The organism is Kocuria salsicia (genome assembly GCF_007681555.1).
GTDB classification, from domain to species: Bacteria; Actinomycetota; Actinomycetes; order Actinomycetales; family Micrococcaceae; genus Kocuria; species Kocuria salsicia.
Genome location: NZ_VELE01000005.1, coordinates 99,663 through 122,393 on the forward strand (window position 1 = coordinate 99,663; position 22,731 = coordinate 122,393).

Here is a 22,731-nt window from a genome sequence, read left to right on the forward strand (position 1 = left end):
GAACCCGGTCCGCGGGAAACCTGCCCCGTGCGGACCCGGCCCCTCGCAGGCTGGACCGAACGCGCGGCCCCGCGACACGACGTCGTGCCCCCGAACCGCGCGCCACAATCGTCGCCCGCCCGTGTCCTCACCACTGCCGGCCCGCAGGTTGCGTACCTTGGGCTGAACCCTGCTCCGCCGGCAGAACGGAACACGCCATGTCCTCGAACGCGCCCAGCGCCCGCCCGCACGGCACCGAGAAGAGGGGAACCGGCGCCCTGCTCCGGGTCCTGAACTGGATCGAGTGGGTGGGCAACAAGCTTCCCGACCCGTTCTGGCTGTTCCTGCTGCTCGCCGGGATCGTGATCCTGCTCAGCTGGATCCTCTCCGCGGTGGGGCTCAGCGCTGTGAACCCGGCCACCGGGGAGACCGTTGCGGTCACCAGCCTTCTGGCCCCGGACGGTCTGCGCAAGATCGTGGCCGAGGCCGTGACCAACTTCGTGGAGTTCCCGCCGCTCGGGCTGGTGGTCGTGATCCTGCTCGGCGTGGCCGTGGCCGAGCAGTCCGGGATGCTCTCGGCGGCGCTGCGCGGCTCCGTGGCGCGGGTGGGGCCCAAGTGGCTCACCTTCGTGCTGGCACTGACCGGCATCACCGGCTCCATCGCCTCGGACGCCATGTACGTGGTGCTGATCCCCCTGGGCGCGCTCGCGTTCAAGGCCGCGGGGCGCTCGCCTGTGGTGGGGCTCATCGTGGCGTTCTGCTCCGTGGCGGCCGGGTTCAACGCGTCCCTGCTGCCCACGGCGTCGGACGCGCTGCTCGGCGGCATCACCACGGCGGCGGCCGGTCTGATCGACAAGAGCGTGCTCGTCACCCCGGTGTCCAACTACTTCTTCACGTTCGTCTCCTCGCTGGTACTTGCGGGCATCATCACCGTGGTCACGGAGACGGTGCTCGCCAAGCGCGGCGAGGCCATCGAGGAGGACACCGACACCAAGCAGCAGAACATGGGCGACTTCGAGGACATGCGCCTGAAGCCCCGCGAGAAGCGCGGCCTGCGCAACGCCGGGATCGCTTTCGCGCTCATGATGGTGGTCTACCTCCTGGCCCTGCTCATTCCCGGCTCTCCGCTGCGCGCGGAGGACGGCACCGTGCTGATGTCCCCGCTGCTGATCAACGTGGGCATCGTGATCGCGGTGATGTTCGCCGTCGTCGGCCGGGTCTACGGCCGCGCCGCCGGGACCATGACCCGCGCCCGTCAGGTGCCCGAGGCCATGGCCGAGGGCCTCACCAGCGTGACCCCGGTGCTCGTCCTCTTCTTCGCCGCCGCCCAGTTCACCGCGTACTTCCAGTGGTCCGGGATCGGCCCCGTGCTCGCCGTCTACGGCGCGGACTTCATCGGCTCCCTGGGACTGCCGCCGGTGGCGACCTTCACCGGGATCGTGCTGATCGTGGCAGTGATGAACCTGCTCATCACCTCCGGCTCCGCCCAGTGGACGCTGCTCGCGCCGGTGATGGTGCCCATGCTCATGCTGCTCAACGTGTCCCCGGAGATGACCCAGGCGCTGTTCCGCATCGGCGACTCGCCCACCAACGTGATCAGCCCCGTCAGCCCCTACTTCGCGCTCGTGCTCGGCTACCTGCGGCGCTACCAGAAGAACGCCGGGGTGGGCACGTTGATCTCGCTGGTGCTCCCGCTGTCCATCGCAATGCTCGTGGGCTGGTTCCTGCTCTTCATCGCCTGGTACCTCCTCGGCCTGCCGCTGGGTCCGCAGGACCTCTGAACGCGGCGGGGTTCGCCGGGGACGACGACGCCGCGCTGCCGCCCTCGCCCGGCACGCCGCCCCTCGCGGGGCGTGCAGCTCTGGGGTGGCCGGCCAAGGACCGCGAGCCCCCCACTGGAAACGACGAACGCCCCTCTCCGCCCGGTGACCAGGTCACTGAGCGGGGAGGGGCGTTCTCACCGTCCTCCGGTACCGGAAGCTGGCACCGGCGTCCGTCACCGGGGGAGCGGGTCAGTCGTTGGAGTCCACGGTGATCTTGTCCCCGGACACCGTCACGGTGCCGGAGGTGGAGATGCTCGTGGTGGTGTCCTCGTCGGACCAGTCGGCGGGCTCGTCGTCGTCGTACTCCTCGTTGTGCTGGTAGTTCAGACGCGCCTCCCCGGACTTGCTCGTGGAGAAGGAGATCTCACCGCTGCCGAACGGGGAGCGGGACACCGAATAGGTGGGGTAGCGCTCGATGCTCCACACCGGGTTCCGGTAGTCCTTCTCGTCCCCGAAGATCGAGTACCCGAAGGGGCAGCCGTCCGGCTCGAACTCGCCGGACTTGGCGCACGTGTCCAGCTTGGCGTTGAGCTGCTTGGTGAGGTCCTGCTCCAGCGCCGGGGTGAAGGACTGGCTGAAGGACATGCCCGAGTCCATCGACTCCGCCCCGGCGCGGATCTGCGCCACCTGGTTGCCGCCGTAGGTCACGTACTTGCTCGCGGAGGACACGCCCACGGCGTAGTCGCCCGGGAGCACGGTGAATTCCTGGGCGTGGGGGTCGTTCTGCTTGTCCACCGTGACCTTCTGGTCGTTCACGGTCAGCTCGTCCACACCCGCGGGAACCTCCACGCTGAACGTCTGGTAGAGCGAGGACCCGGCTGCGGTCTCGTCCACGCGCCAGGACTTGAACAGTCCGGCGCGCGAGTCGCTGACCATGGGCAGCGAGACCGGGGTGGTCACGCCGTCCTGGGTCACGGTGGCGTTGACCGTGGCGTGGTCGCCGTCGATCTGCGTGTCCTTGACCTCGTACGAGGACACCCGGTTCTCGGCGGCTCCGTAGATCTCGTCCGTGAGCAGCGCGCGCTCGCCGGTGGCCACGTTCGGGTCCGCGACCTTCGCCACGGCGGACGCCTTGCCGTCCTGCACGGACTGCAGCAGCTCCCCGGCCTGGTTGTCCGGGCCGAAGACAGTGCGGCTGAGCACCGAGAACACGATCACCGCGGCCACGGCCAGCAGCACCAGGGCGCCCACGATGATCGCGATCAACCGGATCCGCTTCTTCTTGGCCGGGTCCATGGGCGTGCGCTCGGGCTGCGCGGCGGCTGCCGGGCGGGCGTCGTCGTAGCTGGGCAGCACGCGGGTCTGCTCACCCGGGGTGAGCCCGGCGGTGTCACCGCGCTGGGCGGTCACCGTGTCCTCGGTGGGGCAGGCCGCGGGGGACGACGTCGCCGCGGGGGTCGCGGACGTCGTCGTGCCCGGTGCGGTGGCAGCGTGGTGCCCGGCGGTAGCCACCGCGCCACCGGCTCCACCCACTGCGGCGGCGGAGGCCACCACGGCGGCGCGGCCGCGGGAGCGCTCGGAACCGCGCAGACCGCGGGTGACCCCGGCGGGCAGGGAGTTCATGAACGCGGGTACCACGAAGCGGGCGAGCAGCTCGATCACCGCACCCCACAGCAGGAGCACCAGGCACGTCCACCCGGCGGGGCGCAGGCTGAAGCCCGCCCCCTGGGTCCGGCTGCCCGCCTCCGCGGCGAAACCGCTGACGTTGAGCAGCCACATGAGCAGGATGCCGAGCACGAAGTACGCGAGGGGCAGCACGGCCCACGCGAAGGGGTTGCGCGCCACGCGCTGGTCCATGGGACGCACGTGCCCCCAGGCGGTGGCCGCGCACAGCACGGAGACCAGCGCCAGCAGGATGCACAGCACCACAGCCCAGCCGGGCACGGTACCCTCGCTCCACAGGTAGAACGCGTGGGAGTTGCCGGTCAGGTCCGTGTAGGAGATCGCCGCGCCACCCGCGGTCAGCGCGGAGAGCAGGGAGAGCACGAACAGCCAGCCCACGGCCACGGGCAGCCAGAACAGGGCGGAGAAGCCCGCCACGGCGCCGTACTTCACGAAGGCCCAGATCAGAAGTCCCAGGCCCGCCACCACGGCGAACACGGTGAACTGAACAACGATGGGACGCAGCACCTGAAGCGCACCCGGCAGGGAGCGCTCGGCGCCGATCACCACGCGGCCCGGAGCGGCCTGGGTGGAGCGCACGTTCAGTGCGGAGGCGATGCTCAGCAGACCCACCACCAGGAGCACGGCGAACAGGCCCGGCCCCACGGCGGTGATGCGCAGCTGGAGGGTGGAGTAGAACACGGAGAGGTCCATGCGCAGCACGGTCACCGCGGTGACGATCAGCGCCAGCGCGCCCCACACCACGCCGCCCACGGCGGCCATGACCCACTGCACGGCGCGCGTCTCCACGCGCAGACCCGCCGAGAGCTTGCGCGCCACGAACCACGCGGCGGCGATGCCGCACGCCAGGGCGAAGTGCTGCGGCACGGTGATGCCCGCGGTGCCGCCCTCGCCACCGACGCTCGCGATCACGCGCAGCGGCACCAGCGCGGCCATGGCGGCCAGCTGGAACGGCACGGACAGGAACCATGCGGCGCCGGAGAGGTCGGGGGCCTCACCGGTGAAGGTGCCGATCTGGTTGTCCACCTGATCCGTGAGACTCCCGCTGGAGTCCCCCGCGATGGCTGCGCCCAGGAGCGTGAGCAGCATGGCGAGCACGGTGCCCAGCACCATGCCCACGTAGCCGGCCGCCCCGGCCACGGCGGGAACCCACCAGTGGCGCGGGGTCATCGTGGACAGAGCCGCTGGCGGAGAGTAGGCGTAAGGCTGCTGGCCGGGGGCGGTGGCCGCCCCGGCGCTCGCCGCACCATGGCTGGCGGCACCGGCTGCTGCCGCGCCGTGGCCCTCGTGGCCTGCGGCGGGGACGGCTTCGGTCTTCTCCCCGTTCCGATCCCGGGACTCGCCCGCCGGGCCGTGCGCCGATGATGGCATGTGGTTCTCCCCTGTCACGCGTTGAAGGTCCAGCGGATTGCCTGGACTTTCCCTGGATACCAGAGGAGGACACGCCCCCGGGTCATGCCCCGCCGTGAAAGGGACGTGTGTATGAATAAGTCTCTATTTGACGCGCGGGCCCGCCGATCCTGCGGGGTACTCCTGCAGGGGGGCGCAGGTGTCGTAGGCGTTCTGGATGAGGTCGATGATCCGCCACCCCTCCTCCGTGGCGTCCGCGCGCACGGTGAAGGTGGGGTCCCCGTCCAGGATCCAGCGCATCACGGAGCCGTAGGCCGTGAGCCCCGGCTCCGGGACGCCGCTGGAGAGGGTGAGACGGTTCATGCCGCGGGAGTCGAAGGGGCTGCCCACGTTGGTCTCGAGCTGCACGTGCTCCTCCTCGAAGCCCACGCTGAGTACGTCCGGGGCCAGGGGGTGCGGCCAGCCCTTGTACTCGTGGGGCGGGCGGCGGAAGGTCACGCGGATGTGCTGGGCGGGGTTGCCGATCGCCTTGCCGGAGCGCAGGGTCACCGGCACCCCGTTCCAACGCCAGGTGTCCACCTCCAGGGTGACCTGCACGAACGTCTCGGTCTCCCGCTGCGGGTCCACGTCCTTCTCCTCCGCGTAGTCCGGGACGTCGTGCCCGCCCGTGGTTCCCGCGGTGTAGCGGCCGCGGACCACCGGGGTGATCCCGGGGTGCTCGGCGGCGTGCATGGTGGACTCCTCGTCCCACAGCCGGGTGGCGCGCAGGATGTGCGCGGTGTTGGCGGGGACCTCCACGGCGTCGAATCGGGAAGGCGGGTCCATCATCGTCAGCGCCATGACCTGCAGCAGGTGGGACTGCAGCATGTCCCGGGCGGCACCCGTGCTGTCGTAGAACTCCCCGCGGCCCTCCAGGGCGAGCGTCTCGTCGAAGACGATCTCGATGGACTCCACGTGCCGCCGGTCCCACAGCGGCTCGAACAGTCGGTTGGCGAAGCGCAGGCCCACGATGTCCAGCACGCCGGGCATGCCCAGGAAGTGGTCCACGCGGAACGTGTGCTGCTCGTCCACCAGCTGCCCCACCTGCGCGTTCAGCGCCCGCGCGGAGGCCAGGTCCGTGCCCACGGGCTTCTCGAGCGCCAGGTACAGGTCCTCGGGCAGCGAGTCCAGCTCGGCCAGCGCTGCGCACGCCTTCTTGGTGATGGCGGGAGCCAGCGCGAAGTACAGGCACACGGGGCCGACGACGTCGCCGAGCAGCTTCTCGAGGTCCGCAGCCTCGGTGACGTCGCACGAGACCCAGTGCGTCTCCCGCTGCGCTCGCTCCACGGCGGGGCCGGTGGCGCCCACGGACGCGAACGCCTTGGCGACCGTCTCCTCCCAGGTCCCCGCACGCACGTCGTCGTCCGGACCCAGTGGACCCGGGAAGTCGTCCCGGGCGGAGCCGACGATCGTGATCTCCCGCTCCGGCTGCAGGTCCAGCAGCGAACCGAGCCCCGGCAGGAGCAGTCGCGCGGTGAGGTCGCCGGAGGCGCCGAGAATCACAAGGGTCCTGATGTTGTCCATGGGATCAGGGTAGGGGGTGGACAGAGGCTCGGGCTGCGCTGCCGCACCCCGGGGGACGGCCAGCGGGCGGCGTCGGGGTTCGTGCCAGCGGCTGAGGCTGGAAACGAGACCGGGACGCAGGAGGCCGGGCACGGGAACGGCGCGACGGCGCCTGTTGGTGCGCGGGTGGCCGGCGGCGGCCTGGACGACTGGGTCTTAGCGGTGGGCTGCGGGGGCGGCCACGACGAGATCGTCACCCCCTCCCTGCCGGTGCTGCGCGCCCTGACCCACCCGGAGACCGGCGGGATCGTCGCGGCGCCCACCACGTCCCTGCCGGAGGACTTCGTGGGGGCGCAACTGGGACTACCGCTGCACCTGGCTGCGGGATGCGGCCCTGAGCATTCAGGTGCTCGTGAACCAGGGCCACCAGGACGGTGCGCTGCTGCGGCGGGACCGGCTGCCGTGCGCCGTCGCCGGGCAGGCGGACGTGGCCGCGGTGCCCTCGGTGGCGGCGGGCAACGCGGCGTCGCACGGCGTCGGCCTGGGTCAGATGAACCTGTCCGGGTACCTGGCCCCGCAGCGCATCCACTACGGCAGCGAGAAGAGCGACGACTTCACGAACGCCCTCTACCCGCAGCACTCGATCACCTCGCTCGCCTGCCGGAAGGACCCGACCGCGCGCCTGCGTCCGGTGAACTGGAACCGGGTGCCGGACGGCAAGGACCTGGAGGTGTGGAACCGGTTCACCGCCAACTTCTGGCTCCCGGAGAAGGTTCCGCTGTCCACCGACATTCCCGCGTGGCAACGGATGCGCCCGGAGGAGCGGACGCTGACCACGCGGGTGTTCACGGGCCTGACCATGCTGGACACCGTGCAGGCCACGGTGGGGGGATCTGCCGGATCCAGGGCACCCGCACGCAGCACGAGGAGGCGGCGTACACGAACGCTGCCTTCATGCAGTCCGTGCACGCGCGCAGATTCAGGAGTTGACGTTCGAGCCGCTGGAGACGCTCTCGGAGCTCGGGCTGCGGCACTCGGGGCGCTCTACGAACCGCTGGGGCTGATGGAGGACGTGGCGGTCTTCGTGCGGTACAACAATGCGAACAAGGCGCTCATGAACCTGGGCTACCCCGAGCGGTTCCCGGCCGAGAAAACGCGGGTGAACCCCGAGATCCTGGCGGCGCTGTCCCCGGGCAGCGACAAGAACCACGACTTCTTCAGCAGCCCCGGCTCCAGCTACGTGATGGGCAAGGGAGAGGACACCACCGACGCGGACTGGGAGTTCTGAGCCCTCCGGCGGAGCCCGCCGTGGCCCGGCCACTCCCGCGGTGAAGGCCCGGCTCCCCTCCCAGGGTGCCGGGCCGCGGGTGGTCGCGTGCGGCGCCGTCGGCCACCGAGCCTGCGAGGCTTGCCCGCCATGTGGGACCCACGTACGGTGTAGCCGATCCGTGCGGAGCCTTCCGCGCCGCGCGGCCGCCCGGCCCCGCACGGCACCATCCACGCCGCGCCCGAGGGCCTGACAGTGGGGAGAAACGCAACGTGGCGCTCAGTGTTCTGGATCTGTTCTCGGTGGGGATCGGGCCCTCGTCCTCCCACACGGTGGGCCCCATGCGGGCCGCCCGGCTCTTCGTGAAGGGCCTCGCCGACGACGCCCTGCTGGGGTCCGTGGCGCGCGTGCACTCCCAGCTCTTCGGCTCTCTGGGGGCCACCGGGTGGGGCCACGGCTCGGACAAGGCCGTGATCCTGGGGCTCATGGGCGAGGACCCGGAGACCGTGGACACCAACACCGCGGACGCCACGGTGGCCCACGCGAGCGAGACCGGTCAGCTGCTGCTGGACGGCCTGCACCCGGTGGCCTTCGACCGCTCCCAGGACGTGGTGATGCACCGCCGCAAGTCCCTGCCCACCCACCCCAACGGCATGAGCTTCACCGCGTACGACACCGCCGGCACCGTCCTGCGCGACAGCGTCTACTACTCGGTGGGCGGCGGGTTCGTGGTGGACGACTCCAAGAGCAGCGCGGACAAGATCGTCGAGGACGACACCCCCGTGAAGTACCCGTTCAGCACGGGGGACGAGCTGCTCGCCATCTGCGAGTTCGAGAACCTGAGCGTCGCGCAGGTGATGGCCGCCAACGAGCTCTCGTGGCGCCCGGCCGAGGAGACCCGCGCGCAGCTGCTGCACATCTGGTCCGTCATGCAGGAGTGCGTGGAGAACGGCTGCACCCGCGAGGAGAAGACCCTGCCCGGGGGACTGAAGGTGCGCCGTCGTGCCCCGGAGATGCGCAAGCGTCTGCTCACCAAGGAGCGCGGGGACGACCCCCTGTACGGGATGGACTGGGTCAACCTCTACGCGCTCGCGGTGAACGAGGAGAACGCGTCCGGCGGGCGCATCGTCACGGCCCCCACCAACGGTGCGGCAGGGATCATTCCCGCCGTGCTGCACTTCTACACGCGGTTCATGACGGACGCGTGCGACGACAATGCCGTGGACTTCCTGCTCACCGCGGCGGCGATCGGCATCGTGATCAAGGAGAACGCGTCCATCTCCGGCGCTGAGGTGGGCTGCCAGGGCGAGGTGGGCTCCGCGTGCTCCATGGCCGCGGCGGGCCTGTGCGCGGTGCTGGGCGGTAGCCCCCGGCAGGTCGAGTGCGCCGCGGAGATGGGCATCGAGCACAACCTGGGACTGACGTGCGACCCGGTGGGCGGGCTCGTGCAGATCCCGTGCATCGAGCGCAACGCGATTGCCAGCGTGAAGGCCATCAACGCCGCGCGGCTGTCCATGCAGGGGGACGGCATCCACAAGGTCTCCCTGGACCAGGTGGTCAAGACCATGCGGGAGACCGGTGCGGACATGAAGATCAAGTACAAGGAGACCTCCCGCGGGGGGCTCGCCGTGAACGTCATCGAGTGCTGAGACTGCTCGGCTCATGCGAGCCCTCCATGCGGAGGACCTGGTGGTCGTGACCCCTCCCCGTCCACCCGGTCTGACGAGACGCCCTCGGTGCTGTGGGAGATGTCCTTCCTTGACCGCTGGGGGTCTACCTGCAGGGGCTGCCCGGGTGGCTCGGCCTGCCCGTCACGTCCGCGGAGTTCTCCGTGGGCACCATCGTGGTGCTCTTCGCCCTGCAGGGGGACGCCATCACCTCCCAGCCGTGGAACGTGGTCCGGATCGCGTTGCCACGGCCGTGCTGCTTCGCCATCATGTTCGCCCCGGGGACGTTCAGCTCCCGAGCCGCCCGGCTGGGCTACGCCAGATCCGCCACTGTGGCGTTCACCGCGGCGGGCAACAACTTCGAGCTGTGGCCATCGGCACGTTCGGGGTCACCTCGGGCCAGGCGCTCGCCGGGGTGGTGGGCCCGCTGATCGAGGTACCGGTGCTCGTGGCACTGGTCTACGTCTCGGTCTGGCTGGGCCCGCGTGTCTTCCCCTGCGACCCCACGGTTCCCGCGCGCTGATGACCGCGCGAGAATGAAGCCATGACCACGTCGCTGCTGCTGCTCGCGGACACCCACCTTCCCAAGCGCGCCAAGGACCTGCCCGCCCAGGTGTGGGACGAGGTGGAGGCCGTGGACGTCGTCGTGCACGCCGGTGACTGGGTGGACCTGACCACGTTCGAGGCGCTGCGGGAGCGCTCACGCCGCCTGGTGTGCGTGTGGGGCAACAACGACGGCCCCGAGCTGCGCGCCGAGATGCCGGAGACCGCCCGGTGGGAGCTGGAGGGCCTGCAGTGGGCCATGACCCATGAGACCGGCGCGAAACAGGGCCGGGAGAAGCGCATGGACGCAGCGTTCCGGGACACGGACGTGCTGGTGTTCGGCCACAGCCACATCCCGTGGGACACCACCGCGCCCTCCGGGATGCGGCTGCTGAACCCCGGATCCCCCACGGACCGCCGGCGGCAGCCGCACTGCACGTACATGCGGGTCACGGCGGACGCGGGGACGCTCACGGACGTGGAGCTGGTGGCGCTGCCGGGGCGGCACCGGGTGCGCGACCCGTCAGTGGTTGCTGGTTGCAGCACTCGTTGACGGGGGTCAGTCGTCTCTGCCCACGATGAACCGCGAGAGCCATGCGGCCAGTACGCCCAGCAGCCCGCTGACGGCCAGCATGGCAGTGACCATGCACAGCATCCCCAGCCCGATGGGCACGCCGCCGGAAGGATCGACGGCATCCACCTGGAGCCGTGTGAAGAAGACGGCAAAGCCGATCCGGCCCACGGCGGTGAGCGTCAGGAGGATCTTCACGGCGGGTTGCACGACGGCTCCGCGCGGTGGGGGTGCCATTCAGGGTAGTCCTCCGGCGGCGGCACTCCTACAGTGGACGCATGAGGCTCTTCGCCGCCGCGTACCCTCCCCGCGCAGCTCGCGAGCACCTGGTCCGTGCCCTGAGCGAGGTGCGCGCCATGACGGGCACCTCCCTGCGCTGGGGCGATCCCGAGCAGTGGCACGTCACGCTCGCTTTCTACGGCGACCAGCCGGAGGGTGCGGTGCCCGATCTCGAGGAGCACCTGCACGCCGTTGCCAGCCCGTCCCCGCCGCTTCGGGTCGGCCTGCGCGGCGCCGGCTCGTTCGGAGGCACCACGCTCTGGATGGGGCTGGGCGGGGAGACCACCGGCCTGGCGGACCTCATGCGCGTCTGCTCCCTGGACCCGGACGAACGGGCCCGGCAACGCGCACACCTCACGGTGGCGCGGCTGTCCCGCACGGAGCGCTCACGCCGGGCCGCGCAACGGCGCCGCGGCTCACGCGTCTTCGCACGCGGCGGGCCGGAGCTCGCAGACGTGGTCCGGGCACTGTCCGTGTACGACGGCCCCGAGTGGACCGTGGGCGAGGTCCGCCTGATGTCCTCCGCGCTCGGAGAAGGACGCTCGGGCGGGGCGCTGCACAGAGAGATCGCGCGCTGCCCGCTGGGTGGTCCCGCGGCCCCGGGCCCGCCCGGTCAGGGGCACCCCCGGCCCCGTTAGTGTGGACCACATGTCCGCGACCGCTCCTGCCTCCCGCTCGGGCGCATGGCTGTGGGTCCTGGTGGGCTCAGCGGTACTCACGCAGTCGGGTGCGAACCTCCTGCGCCCGATCACCTCCTACAAGCTTCTGGGGCTGCACGCGGACCCGGTGGTCATCGGCCTCACCACCGCCGCCTACGCGCTGATTCCTCTGGTCACGGCCGTCTGGCTGGGACGGGTCTCGGACCGCATTCCGCAGCTGCGGCTGCTGATCCTCACCGGAGTCGGTCTGCTCGCCCTGGCAGGTGTTGGACTGGCGGTCGCCGGCTCGGTGTGGCTCATCCTCGTGGCGAGCGCCGTGCTGGGCGTGGGGCACCTGTGCTTCACGATCGGTGGCCAGACGGCGATCGCGCGCTATGCGGCGGACCGGGATCTGGACAAGGGGTTCGGGTGGTTCACCGCAGCGTTCTCTGCGGGCCAGATGATCGGGCCCGCACTCGGGGGGTGGATCGTGGGCCACGGCACCGACGTGGCCTCCGCGGAGCGGATGGCCGCGGTGAACGAGAGCCTGTGGATCGGTGTCGCGGTGACCGTCCTGGCGGTGCCGCTGTTCCTGACCAGGTCCTCCCTGCCCGCTGGCGTTCCGGACGGGGCGGGCGACGCCGCGGTGTCACCCCCGGACGCGGACCACGCCGCCGGTGGCCCCCGGGAACCGGCGCAGGGCCGCGCCACGACACTCGGGATCCTGCGCGTCCCCGGCATCGTCTCGCACATGGTGGCGGCGATGTCCCTGCTGGCGATGCTGGACATCCTCACCGCGTTCCTCCCCCTGGTGGGTGAGGAGGTGGGGGTCGCACCGTCCGTGGTGGGTGTCCTGCTCGGGGTCCGCGGCCTGGCCTCGATCGCCTCGCGTCTGCTGCTGCCGCGGCTGTCCGGAAGGTTTTCCCGGGAGAGGCTGCTCGTGGTGAGCCTGATCGCCTCGGGCGTGACCCTCATCGTTCCGCCCCTGTTCCTGGACCGTTTCTTGTGGGCGGCACTGCTCCTGGCCGTGGGCGGCTTCTTCCTCGGACTGGGCCAGCCGCTGACGATGACCATGATCTCCACGTCCGTGCCGGACGCCTGGCGCGGCTCGGCGCTCGCCGTGCGCCTCATGGGCAACAGGGTGGGGCAGGTGCTGCTGCCTGTGGCAGCAGGAGCCGTTGCCGCTCCCCTCGGCCCGGGCGGGGCAATCTGGCTGACCTGCGCCCTGCTGCTGGGCAGCGGGCTGGAGAAAGCGGTGCACCGGCGGAGGGGCGCACGGCGGGGCGCGTGAGCGTGCCGTCGTAGCATGGCCCCACCACCACCACCACGGGCGGGGTCGCCGCCCCACCCCGAGATGCTCCGGGAGGCACCCTCATGACTCAGCACAGCAACTCCGACTTCTTGGACGCGTTCGCGCAGATGTCCCGCAACGGCGGGCTGGAGTCCGGCGGCGTGGAGCGGCAGGCGGCCACCGAGGCGGACGGGCTGAACCGGCAGTGGTTTGCCGGCTGGCTCACGGCGCGCGGCGCCACGGTGCACTACGACGCGGTCGGCAACCAGTTCGGCCTGTTCGAGCACACCCCCGGGGCGCCCTACGTGCTGGTGGGCTCGCACCTGGACTCGCAGCCGCGGGCAGGCCGGTTCGACGGCGCGTACGGCGTACTGGCCGGGGCCCACGCGTGCGCGCAGCTCCACCTCGCCGCGCTGGGCGGGGAGATGGAGCTGAGCCGCAACTTGTGCGTTGTGAACTGGTTCAACGAGGAGGGCTGCCGCTTCAAGCCGTCCATGATGGGCAGCTCCGTGTACACCGGCAAGCGCGACCTGGAGGAGACGCTCGCGATTCGGGACACCGCAGGGGTGAGCGTGCGCGAGGCGCTGGACGCCCTAGGGCAGCGCGGTGAGGACGTCATCCCGGAGGCCACCGCCTACGTGGAGCTGCACATCCAGCAGGGGAAGTCCATGGAGGAGGACGGCTTCACCATCGGGTTGGTGGAGGCCACGTGGGGTGTGCGGAAGTACGAGCTGCGGGTGCTCGGGGAGCAGGCCCACACGGGGTCCACGCTCATCGAGGACCGTAAGGACGCTCTGCTCGGGGCGTCGTTGCTGATCGCCTCGGCGCGGAAGGTCGCGCTGGAGCACGACGTCATCACGTCCTGCGGGGAGCTGCTGATCGAGCCCAACTCGCCGGTGGCCGTGGCCCGGGAGGCGCGCCTGGTGATCGACCTGCGCAGCCCGGACGCCGAACGCCTGACCGCCGCGGACGAGCACTTCGCCCGGGAGGTCGAGGATGCTGCGCGGGCCGCGAACGTGGAGATCCAGACCGTGAACCGCCACGCGTGGGACGTGCTGGAGTACGCCCCGGAGGGCCTGGCACTCGCCCAGGAGGTCGTGACGGAGCTGGACCTGCCCCACACCCGGATCATGACGCTCGCCGGGCACGACTCCACCAACGTGAAGGACGTGCTGCCCACCGTGATGCTGTTCGTGCCCTCCCACCGCGGCATCACGCACAACGAGTACGAGTTCACCTCGGACGAGGACATGCTCGCCGGTCTGGAGATGCTCACCGCCACCCTGCGGCGGGTGGCGCAGGGTGAGCTGGGCTGACGTCCACGGCACCCACCGGGTGGGGGCGCGGGGGTGTCTGGACGGTCGCACGCGACCGGGTATGGACGTCTCACCCACACCCCAGTGTGTCTCCGGTCATAGAGTAGGGAGGAAGTCCCGACCCGAGGAGGACCCCGTGACCGATCCACTGCCCCTGGACGGCGTGCTCGTCGCCGACTTCTCCCGCGTGCTCGCCGGGCCGCTGTGCACCATGACCCTCGCGGACCTCGGCGCGCGGGTGGTCAAGGTGGAGCGGCCCGGCAGTGGGGACGACACCCGGCACTGGGGCCCGCCGTTCTCGGAGACCGGGCCCACGTACTACGAGTCCGTGAACCGCAACAAGGAGTCCGTCTGCCTGGACCTGCACACGGACGAGGGTCGCGGGCTCGCGCGTGAACTGGCTCTGCGCGCGGACGTGGTCGTGGAGAACTTCAAGCCCGGCGGCATGGCCAGGCTGGGGCTGGGCTACGAGGAGATCTCGGTGGAGAACCCCGGCGTGGTGTTCGTGTCCGTCTCTGGTTTCGGCACGGCGGGCGGTGCGCACCTGGCCGGCTACGACTTCCTGGTGCAGGCCGTGGGCGGGCTCATGAGCATCACCGGCCGCGCGGACGGCGAGCCCACCAAGGCGGGCGTCGCGCTCGTGGACGTGCTCACCGCCAAGGACGCCACGATCGGCACGCTCGCCGCGCTCGAACAACGACGTCGCACGGGCCGCGGCGCGCACATCGACGTCAGTCTGCTGTCCAGCCTGCAGGGCGCGCTGGTGAACCAGGGGCAGGCCTACCTGGGCGCGGGGAAGGTCCCGCAGCGGATGGGCAACGACCACCCGTCGATCGTCCCGTACCAGCTGCTGCAGTGCTCGGACGCGCCCCTGGCCGTGACGGTGGGCAACGACCACCAGTTCCGGAAGTTCACCGAGGTGCTCGGCATCCCCGAGGCGGCCGATGACGAGCGCTACGTGAGCAACGGGGTCCGCGTGGACCACCGCGAGGAGCTCACGGCGCTGCTCGAGGAGGCCCTGGCCGCGAGGACCGCGTCCGAGTGGCAGGAGTCCCTGACCGAGGTGGGAGTGCCCGCGGGCAAGGTGGGCGGTATCGACGAGGGCGTGGCCCTGGCCGAGGAGCTCGGGCTGGAACCCACGGTGGACGTCCAGGACCGCACGGGCGCGACCGTGGGCCGCCAGTTCCGTCACCCTGCGCAGTGGACCCCGCCGTTGGCGTCCCCCACGCAGGCCCCGCCGCAGCTGGGGGAGGACACGGATACCGTGGTGCAGTGGCTGCGGGAACCCCGGGACAAGTAGAAGTGGGAAATCAGGCTCCGCACCCGGCTACGCGCGGTGTGTCCGCAGTCATACAGTGGACCCATGAGTGAACTGAAACCCGTGGACGTCATGGACCTGGTGAGCTTCGACTCCCTGCTGTCCGAAGAAGAGATCGCGCTGCGCGCGAAGGTGCGCGAGTTCGTGGATGCCACCATCAAGCCGAACATCGCCGAGTGGTACGACAACGCCGTTTTCCCGCTCGAGATCGTGCCGGAGATGGCCAAGCTGGGCCTGCTGGGCATGCACCTGAAGGGCTACGGCTGTGCTGGACGCACCGCAGTGGAGTACGGTCTGGCCGGTGCGGAGCTGGAGGCCGGGGACTCCGGGCTACGCACGTTCGTGTCCGTGCAGGGCTCGCTGGCCATGAGCGCCATCTACAAGTGGGGTTCTGAGGAGCAGAAGCAGGAGTGGCTGCCGCAGATGGCCGCCGGTGAGGCCATCGGCTGCTTTGGCCTGACCGAGCCCACCGCAGGCTCTGACCCCTCCTCCATGAAGACCTTCGCCCGCAAGGATGGCGAGAACTGGCTCATCAACGGCGCCAAGCGCTGGATCGGGCTGGCCAGCGTGGCCAAGGTGGCCGTGATCTGGGCGCAGACCGATGAGGGGATCCGCGGCTTCGTGGTCCCCACCGACACCCCGGGCTTCAAGGCCACGCCCATCACGGCCAAGCTGTCCATGCGCGCGTCCATCCAGTGCGACATCGAGCTCACGGACGTCCGCCTCCCCGCCTCCGCGATGCTGCCGGAGGCCAAGGGTCTGCGCGGCCCGTTCTCGTGCCTCAACGAGGCCCGCTACGGCATCATCTGGGGTGCCATGGGTGCCGCGCGTGACTCCTTCGAGGCCGCTCTGGCCTACTCGCAGGAGCGCCTGCAGTTCGACCGCCCGCTCTCCGGCTACCAGCTCACGCAGCAGAAGCTCGTGAACATGGCCCTGGAGATCGACAAGGGTTTCCTGCTCGCCCTGCAGCTCGGCCGGCTCAAAGACGCCGGCACGCTGCAGAACCACCAGATCTCGGTGGGCAAGCTCAACAACTGCCGCGAGGCCATCAAGATCGCCCGCGAGGCCCGCACCATCCTGGGCGGCAACGGTGTCACCCTGGACTACTCGCCCCTGCGCCACGCCAACAACCTGGAGTCCGTGCGCACCTACGAGGGCACGGACGAGGTGCACTCCCTGATCCTGGGTCAGCAGCTCACGGGGGTGGGCGCGTTCCGCTGAGTCCGTGCGTCCCGAACCGGGTGCCTCCCTCGGGAGGCACCCGGTTTTTTTATGCGCATGCATCGTCCTAGACGGGCGACGACGCCGGGCCGCCCGTTCCCGTGGCCTCATCACGCGTCGCGGTCTTGGTGGGTCCGGACGGGGCCACGGGTCTCAGCCTTGCACGGTCAGCCCGGGGCGCAGCGGGCCAGCAGAGGGGCTCCCAGGACTGGTTCGCGGTCCAGGAGCGTCACGGACAGGCCCTGCTCCCGCAGCAACGCGGCCACGTGCAGGCCCACCGCGGACCCTGTGAGCCCGCCGCCCACGACCACGGGAAGCGGCTCGGCCATGGCGCCTGCCACGGTGAGCACGAGCTCCGCCAGGTGCTCCGCGGCCACCGCCGCCAGCTCGGACGCCACGGCGTCCCCGGAGGCGGCCAGCTCGCACACGGGCTGCGCGAGCCCTGCCCAGTGGGGCCGGTCCGGATGGTTGTGGAACGCGCCGATCAGGTCGGCGGGCTCGGTCACTCCGGCGTGCTCTAGCACCACTCGGGTGAGCGCTTCTCCCGCATTCCCGGCAGCAGGCTGCTGGGACCGACGCAGCACCCGGCGCACGGCCTCCCGGCCGATCCAGTAGCCGCTGCCCTCGTCGCCGAGGAGATACCCCCAGCCGCCGGCGCGTACCTCGCGGCCGGAAGTGTCCACGCCCCAGGCCACCGAGCCGGTTCCTGCGATGAGCGCGATCCCGGACGTGTGAGCGCCGGCGGCGAGGATCAGGCGGGTGTCGTGCACGGCCGTCACACTCGCGGACGGGCCGAGGCAACCGGCGGAACGGATGAGACCGGCCAGTCGAGCGGCGTCGTGCGCGGTGTCCACGCCGCCGGATCCCGCAACCACGGGCGTGCCGGGCGCCGCGTGCAACTGCGACAGGACGGAGCGCAGGCATGCGTGCGCCTGCTCCGCGGGGACATTCTGCACGTTCGCGGACCCGGCGCGCGCCTCGCGCACGGGTGTCCCCCCGTGGAAGAGGATGCCACGCGTGTGGGAGCCGCCGATGTCCAGGCCGACGAGGAACTCGCCCGCGCTGCGCGAGTCACCGGGGCCCGGTCCCGCGGGCTCTGCGCTCACTGCGGCGGCCGGGTCAGTTCGAGACCTGCACCTCGCCCATCTCCTCCCAGCCGTCCCCCTCGACCTGGCGGGAGATGATGCGCGGGGTCTTCACCAGGTACTGCGGGAACTGCTCGGTCATCTTCTGGAAGTGCTCCGAGTTCACGTGGGCCTCCGCGGCGTCCTCCTCGAAGGCCTCCACCAGCACGAACTCGTTGGGGTTCTCCAGGCTGCGGGACCACTCGAACCACTTGTTCCCGGGCTCCCGGCGGGTGGCCTCGGTGAACTCGGCCACGAGCTCCGGCCAACGCTCCACGTACTCGTCCTTGGCCTCGAACTTGACTACGATAAAGATCATTCTCTGCTCCTGGTGCTGCGTGTCTCGAAGGGTGCGTTGTCGCAGTCCAGTATAGGAGCGCCCCCGGTGTCATGCGGCGTCACGGGTCGCTCAGCGCGTGCGGACCGTGGGCTAGCGTGCAGACATGAGCAGCCCAGCAACCCAGGATTCCGCGACCCCCGGGCAGCGCCGCACTGCGCGTCGCGCGGTGGTGGCGTCCTCGATCGGAAACGCGCTCGAGTGGTTCGACATCATCGTCTACTCGTCCTTGGCCGTGGTGATCTCCCACCTGTTCTTCGAGTCCGAGGGCATGGGTCAGGTCACCGGCACACTGCTGACGTTCGGCACCTTCGCGGTGTCCTATCTGATCCGCCCGGTGGGTGCACTGGTCCTGGGTTCCTATGCGGACCGCCACGGGCGCCGCCCCGCGCTCACCATCACCATCGCGCTGATGATGCTGGGCACGCTCATCATGCTCGTGGCCCCCACCTCCGCTCTCATTGGCCCCGCAGCGGCGCTGGTGATCCTGCTCGCGCGCCTGGTCCAGGGCTTCTCCGCGGGTGGCGAGTTCGGAACGGCCACCGCGTTCCTCATCGAGAACGCTCCGGACAAGCGTGCCTACTACGGCTCCTGGCAGGTGTCCACGCAGGGCATCGCCATCTTCATGGCCTCCGGTTTCGGCTTCGCCCTGAACACCCTGCTCAGCCACGACGCCCTCTACTCGTGGGGCTGGCGCGTTCCTTACCTCTTCGGGCTGCTCATCGGCCCCGTGGGCCTGTTCATCCGCCTGCGTATGGACGAGACGCCGGACTTCCAGGCGCTGCAGGGCGAACGCGAGCGGGCGGCGTCGTCCCCCGGCGCCCGGGGCGGGGACACGACCGAGAGAACGAAGACGCCGCGCCCCGCCCTGTGGCGCGGCCCCCTCGCACAGACCATCGTGCACTCCGCGGGACGGTGGCTCACGGCCTCCGGTGTGGTGGGTCTGGCCTCCATGTCCGTGTACACGATCCTGTTCATGCCCACGTTCTCCATCCAGAATCTGGACCTGCCCTCGTGGGCCGCGTACCTGGGCGGCGTGGTGGCCGGGCTCGTGACCCTGGTGGGTTCACCACTCGTGGGACACCTGGCGGACCGCGTGGGTCCCGGCAAGGTCATGCTGGTCGCGGCCGTGGTGGGCATGCTGGCGGTCTACCCACTGTTCCTCTGGCTCGTGGGTGCCTCCACCGTGGCCGCCTTGACGGCCGTGCAGGCGGTGCTGGGCGCGATCATGGCACTGTACTTCGGACCCATGCCCGCGCTGCTGAGCGAAATGTTCCCCACCGCCATCCGCACCACGGGCATGTCCATCGCGTACAACGTGGGGGTCACCGTGTTCGGCGGCTTCGCCCCGCTGGTGCTCGCGTGGTTGATCTCCGCGACAGGTTCCCTGACCTCTCCGAGCATCTACTACGCCGCGGTGGCGGCGCTGTCCCTGGTGAGCCTTCTGATCGCCCGCCGCCGGTACGGGGTGCGCTGAGCGAGCCGGGCATGCGAAAGGCCCCCGTCGTGACGACGAGGGCCTTCCGATTGAAAGGTTGCGGGTGCGGAGCTCAGCCCAGCCCGTCCTTGAGGTTCTTGCCAGCGTCCTTGACGTTCTCCACGGACTGCTTGGCGCCACCGGACATCTTGTCCGCAGCGCCTTCAGCCTGCAGATCGCGGTTGTCCGTGGCGTCGCCGACCTTCTCCTTGGCGGCACCGGTTGCCTTCTCCGCAGCATTGCTGATCTTGTCACCGAGTCCCATAGACACTTCCTTCCGTGGAGCGAACAGGTGCTCACAATGTAGTCCCGCGCGGAATCGATGGGAAGGCATGGACGGGGGATTTCCTCCGGGGGCGAACTGCGCTCGTTCCGAGGCCCCGCCCTGCGGTCACTGGTAGGAGACGAACCAGGGCTTGGGGGTGACCCCGAACGTCTGCTGCGGGGTGTACATGGGTGTGTCCTCGTCGTAGAAGTTCTTCCACGCCATGCGGATGCCCTTCGGCAGCCCCTCCTGCAGAGCGTTCCACGTACCCGTCTTGAGGTCCGGGGTGCCGTGGCCGTCCGCGTGGAGCACGAACGCCAGCTCGGGGTGCTGGGTGTTGATCGCCTCGCGGTTCTCGATCATGGACATCGAGAACTGGTGCAGGAGCATCGTCTTCTGCGGCAGCCGGTTGTCCCGGGTGAGCGTGGCCAGCCAGTCCGAGGTCTTGTTGATCTCCGCGGCGTCCACGGAACCGATCTGCTGCAGAGGCAGCTGCCCCGGGGCCAGGCGCCACTCGGGGTCCAGGGCCAGACCCACGTTCGGGTGCTTGAGCAGCTCCTCGTACTGCGTGGCCTGCGTGAGGAAGTCCGCCTGCCCGGGCTGCAGGTCCAGCACTACGTAGACGTCGTTCCTCTCCGCGGCCTCCACATAGGGCTTGAGCTGGTCGACGGTGGACTCGGTGGAGTAGTTGCCGTCCGGGCCCGGTTCCGAGGACGCCGTGGTGGCGATGATCTCGAATGCGGGGATGACCTTCTCCTCGCTGTAGGGCTCGTAGCTCTTAGCCAGTTCCTTGACCCGCGTCACGGACTCCTCGGGCCCCTGCTCGCCCAGCGCCCCCAGTCCAGGGGTGCCCGGGTGCCCGTACAGCGCAACGAAACGGCGGTCCGGGAACAGCTGCGTGCCCCCGCCGATCAGCTCCTCAGGCTGCGTGGGCGAGGGCGTCGCGCTGGGCTCCGCACTCCGGGACGACGACGCCGCGGCGCCACCGTCCGCGGCGTCGTCGCCATCCGGTGCGCCGCCACCGCAGCCCGAGAGCAGCAGGAGCGCGCAGAGCGTGGACGCGAGGGGGACGGAACGGGATCGCATGGGGGACACCTCGATCGTGGTGGTGGGGGATTCACGACTGGGAACCACGGTACGCGCTCGAGGTGCGCGGGTCGGGGAGGTGTCGTACCGGGCGGGACGGCGCCTGCCTGGCAGGATGAGCACAACACTTCACGGCACCGTGTGGTCATGGCAGCGTCTGCAGGAGGGCGATGTCCCCGAGAGCGCAAGGTCTCCGTGAGTGCTACGCCCCCACGAGCGCAACATCCCCCTGAGCGCGAGGTGCCCATGAGTACCGCATCCGGCCCCACTCCCCCCGAACCACCCGAGGGCCGTCCCCCTGAGTCGAACAACCATGAGTCGAGCGCCCCCGATTCGCAGGATCCCACCGGGGCCTGGCGTCCGGAGGAGTACACGCCCAAGCCGGGAGCGACCCACCCCGGGACGCGGGGACAGGGCCGCCCGGAGGGTTCGCAGGCCAGGTCCCCGTCCTGGAACACCGGTGCTCCGGCGCGGGAGGGGGTGTCCGTGGGGTTCGTGGTGACGCTCGCCGCGGCGGGCGGCCTCGTGCTCCTGCTGGTGATCGCGCTGCTCGCGTACCTGGCGGTCAGGACCTTCGACCTCGGGGGAGCGGGCGAGCCTGGGCCCACGGGCGGTGCGGAACAGGCGTCGGAGTCGACGCAGGGAACAGCGGACGCAACGGGGCAGGAACCGCGCGGCGCGGCGGCGTCGAACCAGGAGGCTGCCACATCCGCCCCTGCGACGGCGGAGGCCACGTCCGCGCCCGCTCCGGTGGCGGTCAAGGGCGCTCAGGAGGTCGGGGTGCCGAGCGGCAAGCCCCTGTTCCGCAAGACCGGGACGCTCGAGAAGAGCACGGTCACCGACGAGGAGAAGAACGCCATCCTCGTCCCCGCGCACGACGGGCCCATCCTCGTGGTCTGGAGCTCCACGGGCTCCGACGGAGGGCGGTTCTACGTGAACGGCCACGAGAAGCAGGGGGGCAAGCTCTCGGCTTCCCTGCCGATGGTGCGCCCGGGCACTTCCGGGTCGGCGCTGATCAACACCGGGGGCTACACGACGAGCACGGGTGTCCTCTACGCCCAGGGCGGCAAGGGCGCGCAGTGGGAGGTCCGGGGCTACGCGCTCTCGGCCGTCCCGGAGGTCGAGCGGGGCAAGCCCCTGACCGGCAAGGGCACCCGCGTCTTCCGCGTGCCCGCAGGCGCCGAGACGCCGTACCGGTTGACCGTCGGCGACGAGGAGGACGGCGACTATCCCGTGGTCGAGGTCTACCCCGCGGACGACCTCACCCTCTCCGAGCAGTACGAGTCGGGGCAGGCACCCGCAGACCTGGACGTCACTGTGGGCAGCGGGGAGAAGATCGTGGTCGTGGATTCGCAGCAGCAGTGGAGCTTCACCGCGCGCTGAGCGGGCGGGCTGCGCTCCTGCGGGGTCCACGGTGCCCGGGCCCGGCGGGGCGGCGCTGCGTCGATGCCACGGTTTCGATGCCACGGTGGCGCACCGGGGGGGATGAACCGACGGGCGAGTAGCGGCCCGGCGGTGGGGACTCAGTCCGAGAGGATCTTCTGCAGGACCGTGGCCTGGCTGATGTCCACGGCCTTGGACGCGGTGAGCAGGGTCAGGCGCTTGCCCTTGACCGCGTCCCGCAGCTTCTGCAGACCCTCCTTGCCGTCACCCGACTCCAGCTCCTTGCGGTAGCGCTTGGAGAACTCCTCGAACTTCTCCGGATCGTGCCCGTACCACTTGCGCAGCTCGGTGGACGGCGCGACCTCCTTGTTCCAGTCGTCCAGCTCCGCCTCCTCCTTGCTCACGCCCCGGGGCCACACGCGGTCCACCAGCACGCGGGTGCCGTCGTTCTGGGCGGGCTCGTCATAGATTCGCTTCACGACAACGTTCATGCTTCCGGTATACACCCGCCGCGCTCCTCGGAGATGCGTCTGCTCCGTCAGTGCACTTTGGGGGCGTCAGAAGTGCACTTGCTCCGCAAATGCACGGGGTGTGGCCCTGGTCGGGAACGGGTCCTGGCCGTTAGCGTGAA

The 22,731-nt window shown here is 70.4% G+C and carries 18 protein-coding genes and 2 pseudogenes; 12 read left to right on the forward strand and 8 right to left on the reverse strand.

The features are described from left to right. The first annotated feature begins 197 nt into the window (after positions 1-197). Positions 198-1,760, forward strand: coding sequence for an AbgT family transporter (locus tag FS770_RS09045; protein WP_145011274.1), 1,563 nt, complete (start codon positions 198-200; stop codon positions 1,758-1,760). Between the two features lie 231 nt (positions 1,761-1,991). Here FS770_RS09045 and FS770_RS09050 read toward each other — a convergent pair whose 3' ends face one another. Both FS770_RS09050 and FS770_RS09055 read right to left on the reverse strand, forming a co-directional pair. Continuing rightward, positions 1,992-4,796: a DUF2339 domain-containing protein gene (locus tag FS770_RS09050; RefSeq protein WP_145011276.1), complete on the reverse strand. Its 2,805-nt coding sequence runs from the start codon at positions 4,794-4,796 to the stop codon at positions 1,992-1,994. Positions 4,797-4,919: 123 nt separating this feature from the next. Continuing rightward, positions 4,920-6,338: a glucose-6-phosphate dehydrogenase gene (locus tag FS770_RS09055; RefSeq protein ID WP_094393236.1), complete on the reverse strand. Its 1,419-nt coding sequence runs from the start codon at positions 6,336-6,338 to the stop codon at positions 4,920-4,922. Between the two features lie 622 nt (positions 6,339-6,960). On the opposite strand from FS770_RS09055, the pseudogene FS770_RS09065 reads away from it, so the two are divergent. The 4 genes and pseudogenes from FS770_RS09065 to FS770_RS09080 all read left to right on the forward strand — a co-directional run bounded on the left by FS770_RS09065 (position 6,961) and on the right by FS770_RS09080 (position 10,347). After that, positions 6,961-7,605: pseudogene (locus FS770_RS09065) on the forward strand (ribonucleotide-diphosphate reductase subunit beta). Positions 7,606-7,856: 251 nt separating this feature from the next. Beyond that, complete coding sequence (locus FS770_RS09070; protein ID WP_145011279.1) at positions 7,857-9,233, forward strand: L-serine ammonia-lyase; 1,377 nt, start codon at positions 7,857-7,859, stop codon at positions 9,231-9,233. Positions 9,234-9,358: 125 nt separating this feature from the next. After that, a pseudogene (locus FS770_RS09075) lies at positions 9,359-9,774 on the forward strand (arsenic resistance protein); the annotation flags it as partial. Positions 9,775-9,795: 21 nt separating this feature from the next. Then, entirely contained in the window at positions 9,796-10,347 is a 552-nt protein-coding gene (locus tag FS770_RS09080) for a metallophosphoesterase family protein (RefSeq protein WP_145011282.1), read from the forward strand. A gap of 6 nt (positions 10,348-10,353) precedes the next feature. Here the strand turns inward: FS770_RS09080 and FS770_RS09085 are convergent, their stop codons facing one another. Beyond that, positions 10,354-10,602, reverse strand: a complete 249-nt coding sequence (locus FS770_RS09085; RefSeq protein ID WP_244944849.1) for a hypothetical protein — start codon at positions 10,600-10,602, stop codon at positions 10,354-10,356. A 41-nt stretch (positions 10,603-10,643) separates the two neighbouring features. On the opposite strand from FS770_RS09085, the gene thpR reads away from it, so the two are divergent. The 5 genes from thpR to FS770_RS09110 all read left to right on the forward strand — a co-directional run bounded on the left by thpR (position 10,644) and on the right by FS770_RS09110 (position 16,428). Further along, a complete protein-coding gene (thpR, locus tag FS770_RS09090; RefSeq protein WP_145011285.1) occupies positions 10,644-11,282 on the forward strand; it encodes an RNA 2',3'-cyclic phosphodiesterase in 639 nt (212 codons plus the stop codon). 10 nt (positions 11,283-11,292) lie between these two features. Next, on the forward strand, positions 11,293-12,573 hold the full coding sequence (locus tag FS770_RS09095) for an MFS transporter (protein WP_145011288.1): 1,281 nt from the start codon (positions 11,293-11,295) through the stop codon (positions 12,571-12,573). A gap of 83 nt (positions 12,574-12,656) precedes the next feature. Next, positions 12,657-13,889: a M20 family metallo-hydrolase gene (locus FS770_RS09100; protein ID WP_144941466.1), complete on the forward strand. Its 1,233-nt coding sequence runs from the start codon at positions 12,657-12,659 to the stop codon at positions 13,887-13,889. Between the two features lie 136 nt (positions 13,890-14,025). Continuing rightward, the gene (locus FS770_RS09105; protein WP_145011291.1) at positions 14,026-15,189 is read left to right on the forward strand and encodes a CaiB/BaiF CoA transferase family protein; all 1,164 of its coding nucleotides are present in this window, start codon (positions 14,026-14,028) and stop codon (positions 15,187-15,189) included. A gap of 63 nt (positions 15,190-15,252) precedes the next feature. Continuing rightward, the gene (locus FS770_RS09110) at positions 15,253-16,428 is read left to right on the forward strand and encodes an acyl-CoA dehydrogenase family protein (protein WP_174233403.1); all 1,176 of its coding nucleotides are present in this window, start codon (positions 15,253-15,255) and stop codon (positions 16,426-16,428) included. Positions 16,429-16,595: 167 nt separating this feature from the next. On the opposite strand, the gene FS770_RS09115 is transcribed toward FS770_RS09110, so the two are convergent. Continuing rightward, positions 16,596-17,534: an N-acetylglucosamine kinase gene (locus FS770_RS09115; RefSeq protein ID WP_144941462.1), complete on the reverse strand. Its 939-nt coding sequence runs from the start codon at positions 17,532-17,534 to the stop codon at positions 16,596-16,598. 13 nt (positions 17,535-17,547) lie between these two features. Next, positions 17,548-17,871: a putative quinol monooxygenase gene (locus FS770_RS09120; RefSeq protein WP_144941460.1), complete on the reverse strand. Its 324-nt coding sequence runs from the start codon at positions 17,869-17,871 to the stop codon at positions 17,548-17,550. 124 nt (positions 17,872-17,995) lie between these two features. Between FS770_RS09120 and FS770_RS09125 the strand changes: the two genes are divergently transcribed. After that, positions 17,996-19,366, forward strand: coding sequence for an MFS transporter (locus FS770_RS09125; RefSeq protein WP_145011293.1), 1,371 nt, complete (start codon positions 17,996-17,998; stop codon positions 19,364-19,366). Between the two features lie 73 nt (positions 19,367-19,439). Here the strand turns inward: FS770_RS09125 and FS770_RS09130 are convergent, their stop codons facing one another. Further along, positions 19,440-19,631, reverse strand: coding sequence for a CsbD family protein (locus FS770_RS09130; RefSeq protein WP_012397150.1), 192 nt, complete (start codon positions 19,629-19,631; stop codon positions 19,440-19,442). 126 nt (positions 19,632-19,757) lie between these two features. Then, complete coding sequence (locus tag FS770_RS09135; protein WP_145011295.1) at positions 19,758-20,717, reverse strand: DEAD/DEAH box helicase family protein; 960 nt, start codon at positions 20,715-20,717, stop codon at positions 19,758-19,760. 246 nt (positions 20,718-20,963) lie between these two features. Between FS770_RS09135 and FS770_RS09140 the strand changes: the two genes are divergently transcribed. Further along, complete coding sequence (locus FS770_RS09140; protein ID WP_144941454.1) at positions 20,964-22,100, forward strand: hypothetical protein; 1,137 nt, start codon at positions 20,964-20,966, stop codon at positions 22,098-22,100. 140 nt (positions 22,101-22,240) lie between these two features. Here FS770_RS09140 and FS770_RS09145 read toward each other — a convergent pair whose 3' ends face one another. After that, on the reverse strand, positions 22,241-22,591 hold the full coding sequence (locus tag FS770_RS09145) for a DUF488 domain-containing protein (RefSeq protein WP_144941451.1): 351 nt from the start codon (positions 22,589-22,591) through the stop codon (positions 22,241-22,243). Positions 22,592-22,731: the final 140 nt, after the last annotated feature.

Excerpts from the sequence above, each read along its gene's own strand:
- FS770_RS09045 (WP_145011274.1), top strand. The coding sequence starts at position 198 with ATGTCCTCGAACGCGCCCAGCGCCCGCCCGCACGGCACCGAGAAGAGG.
- FS770_RS09050 (WP_145011276.1), bottom strand. The coding sequence starts at position 4,796 with ATGCCATCATCGGCGCACGGCCCGGCGGGCGAGTCCCGGGATCGGAAC.
- FS770_RS09055 (WP_094393236.1), bottom strand. The coding sequence starts at position 6,338 with ATGGACAACATCAGGACCCTTGTGATTCTCGGCGCCTCCGGCGACCTC.
- FS770_RS09080 (WP_145011282.1), top strand. The coding sequence starts at position 9,796 with ATGACCACGTCGCTGCTGCTGCTCGCGGACACCCACCTTCCCAAGCGC.
- FS770_RS09085 (WP_244944849.1), bottom strand. The coding sequence starts at position 10,602 with ATGGCACCCCCACCGCGCGGAGCCGTCGTGCAACCCGCCGTGAAGATC.
- thpR (WP_145011285.1), top strand. The coding sequence starts at position 10,644 with ATGAGGCTCTTCGCCGCCGCGTACCCTCCCCGCGCAGCTCGCGAGCAC.
- FS770_RS09095 (WP_145011288.1), top strand. The coding sequence starts at position 11,293 with ATGTCCGCGACCGCTCCTGCCTCCCGCTCGGGCGCATGGCTGTGGGTC.
- FS770_RS09100 (WP_144941466.1), top strand. The coding sequence starts at position 12,657 with ATGACTCAGCACAGCAACTCCGACTTCTTGGACGCGTTCGCGCAGATG.
- FS770_RS09110 (WP_174233403.1), top strand. The coding sequence starts at position 15,253 with ATGAGTGAACTGAAACCCGTGGACGTCATGGACCTGGTGAGCTTCGAC.
- FS770_RS09120 (WP_144941460.1), bottom strand. The coding sequence starts at position 17,871 with ATGATCTTTATCGTAGTCAAGTTCGAGGCCAAGGACGAGTACGTGGAG.
- FS770_RS09125 (WP_145011293.1), top strand. The coding sequence starts at position 17,996 with ATGAGCAGCCCAGCAACCCAGGATTCCGCGACCCCCGGGCAGCGCCGC.
- FS770_RS09130 (WP_012397150.1), bottom strand. The coding sequence starts at position 19,631 with ATGGGACTCGGTGACAAGATCAGCAATGCTGCGGAGAAGGCAACCGGT.
- FS770_RS09135 (WP_145011295.1), bottom strand. The coding sequence starts at position 20,717 with ATGCGATCCCGTTCCGTCCCCCTCGCGTCCACGCTCTGCGCGCTCCTG.
- FS770_RS09140 (WP_144941454.1), top strand. The coding sequence starts at position 20,964 with ATGAGTACCGCATCCGGCCCCACTCCCCCCGAACCACCCGAGGGCCGT.
- FS770_RS09145 (WP_144941451.1), bottom strand. The coding sequence starts at position 22,591 with ATGAACGTTGTCGTGAAGCGAATCTATGACGAGCCCGCCCAGAACGAC.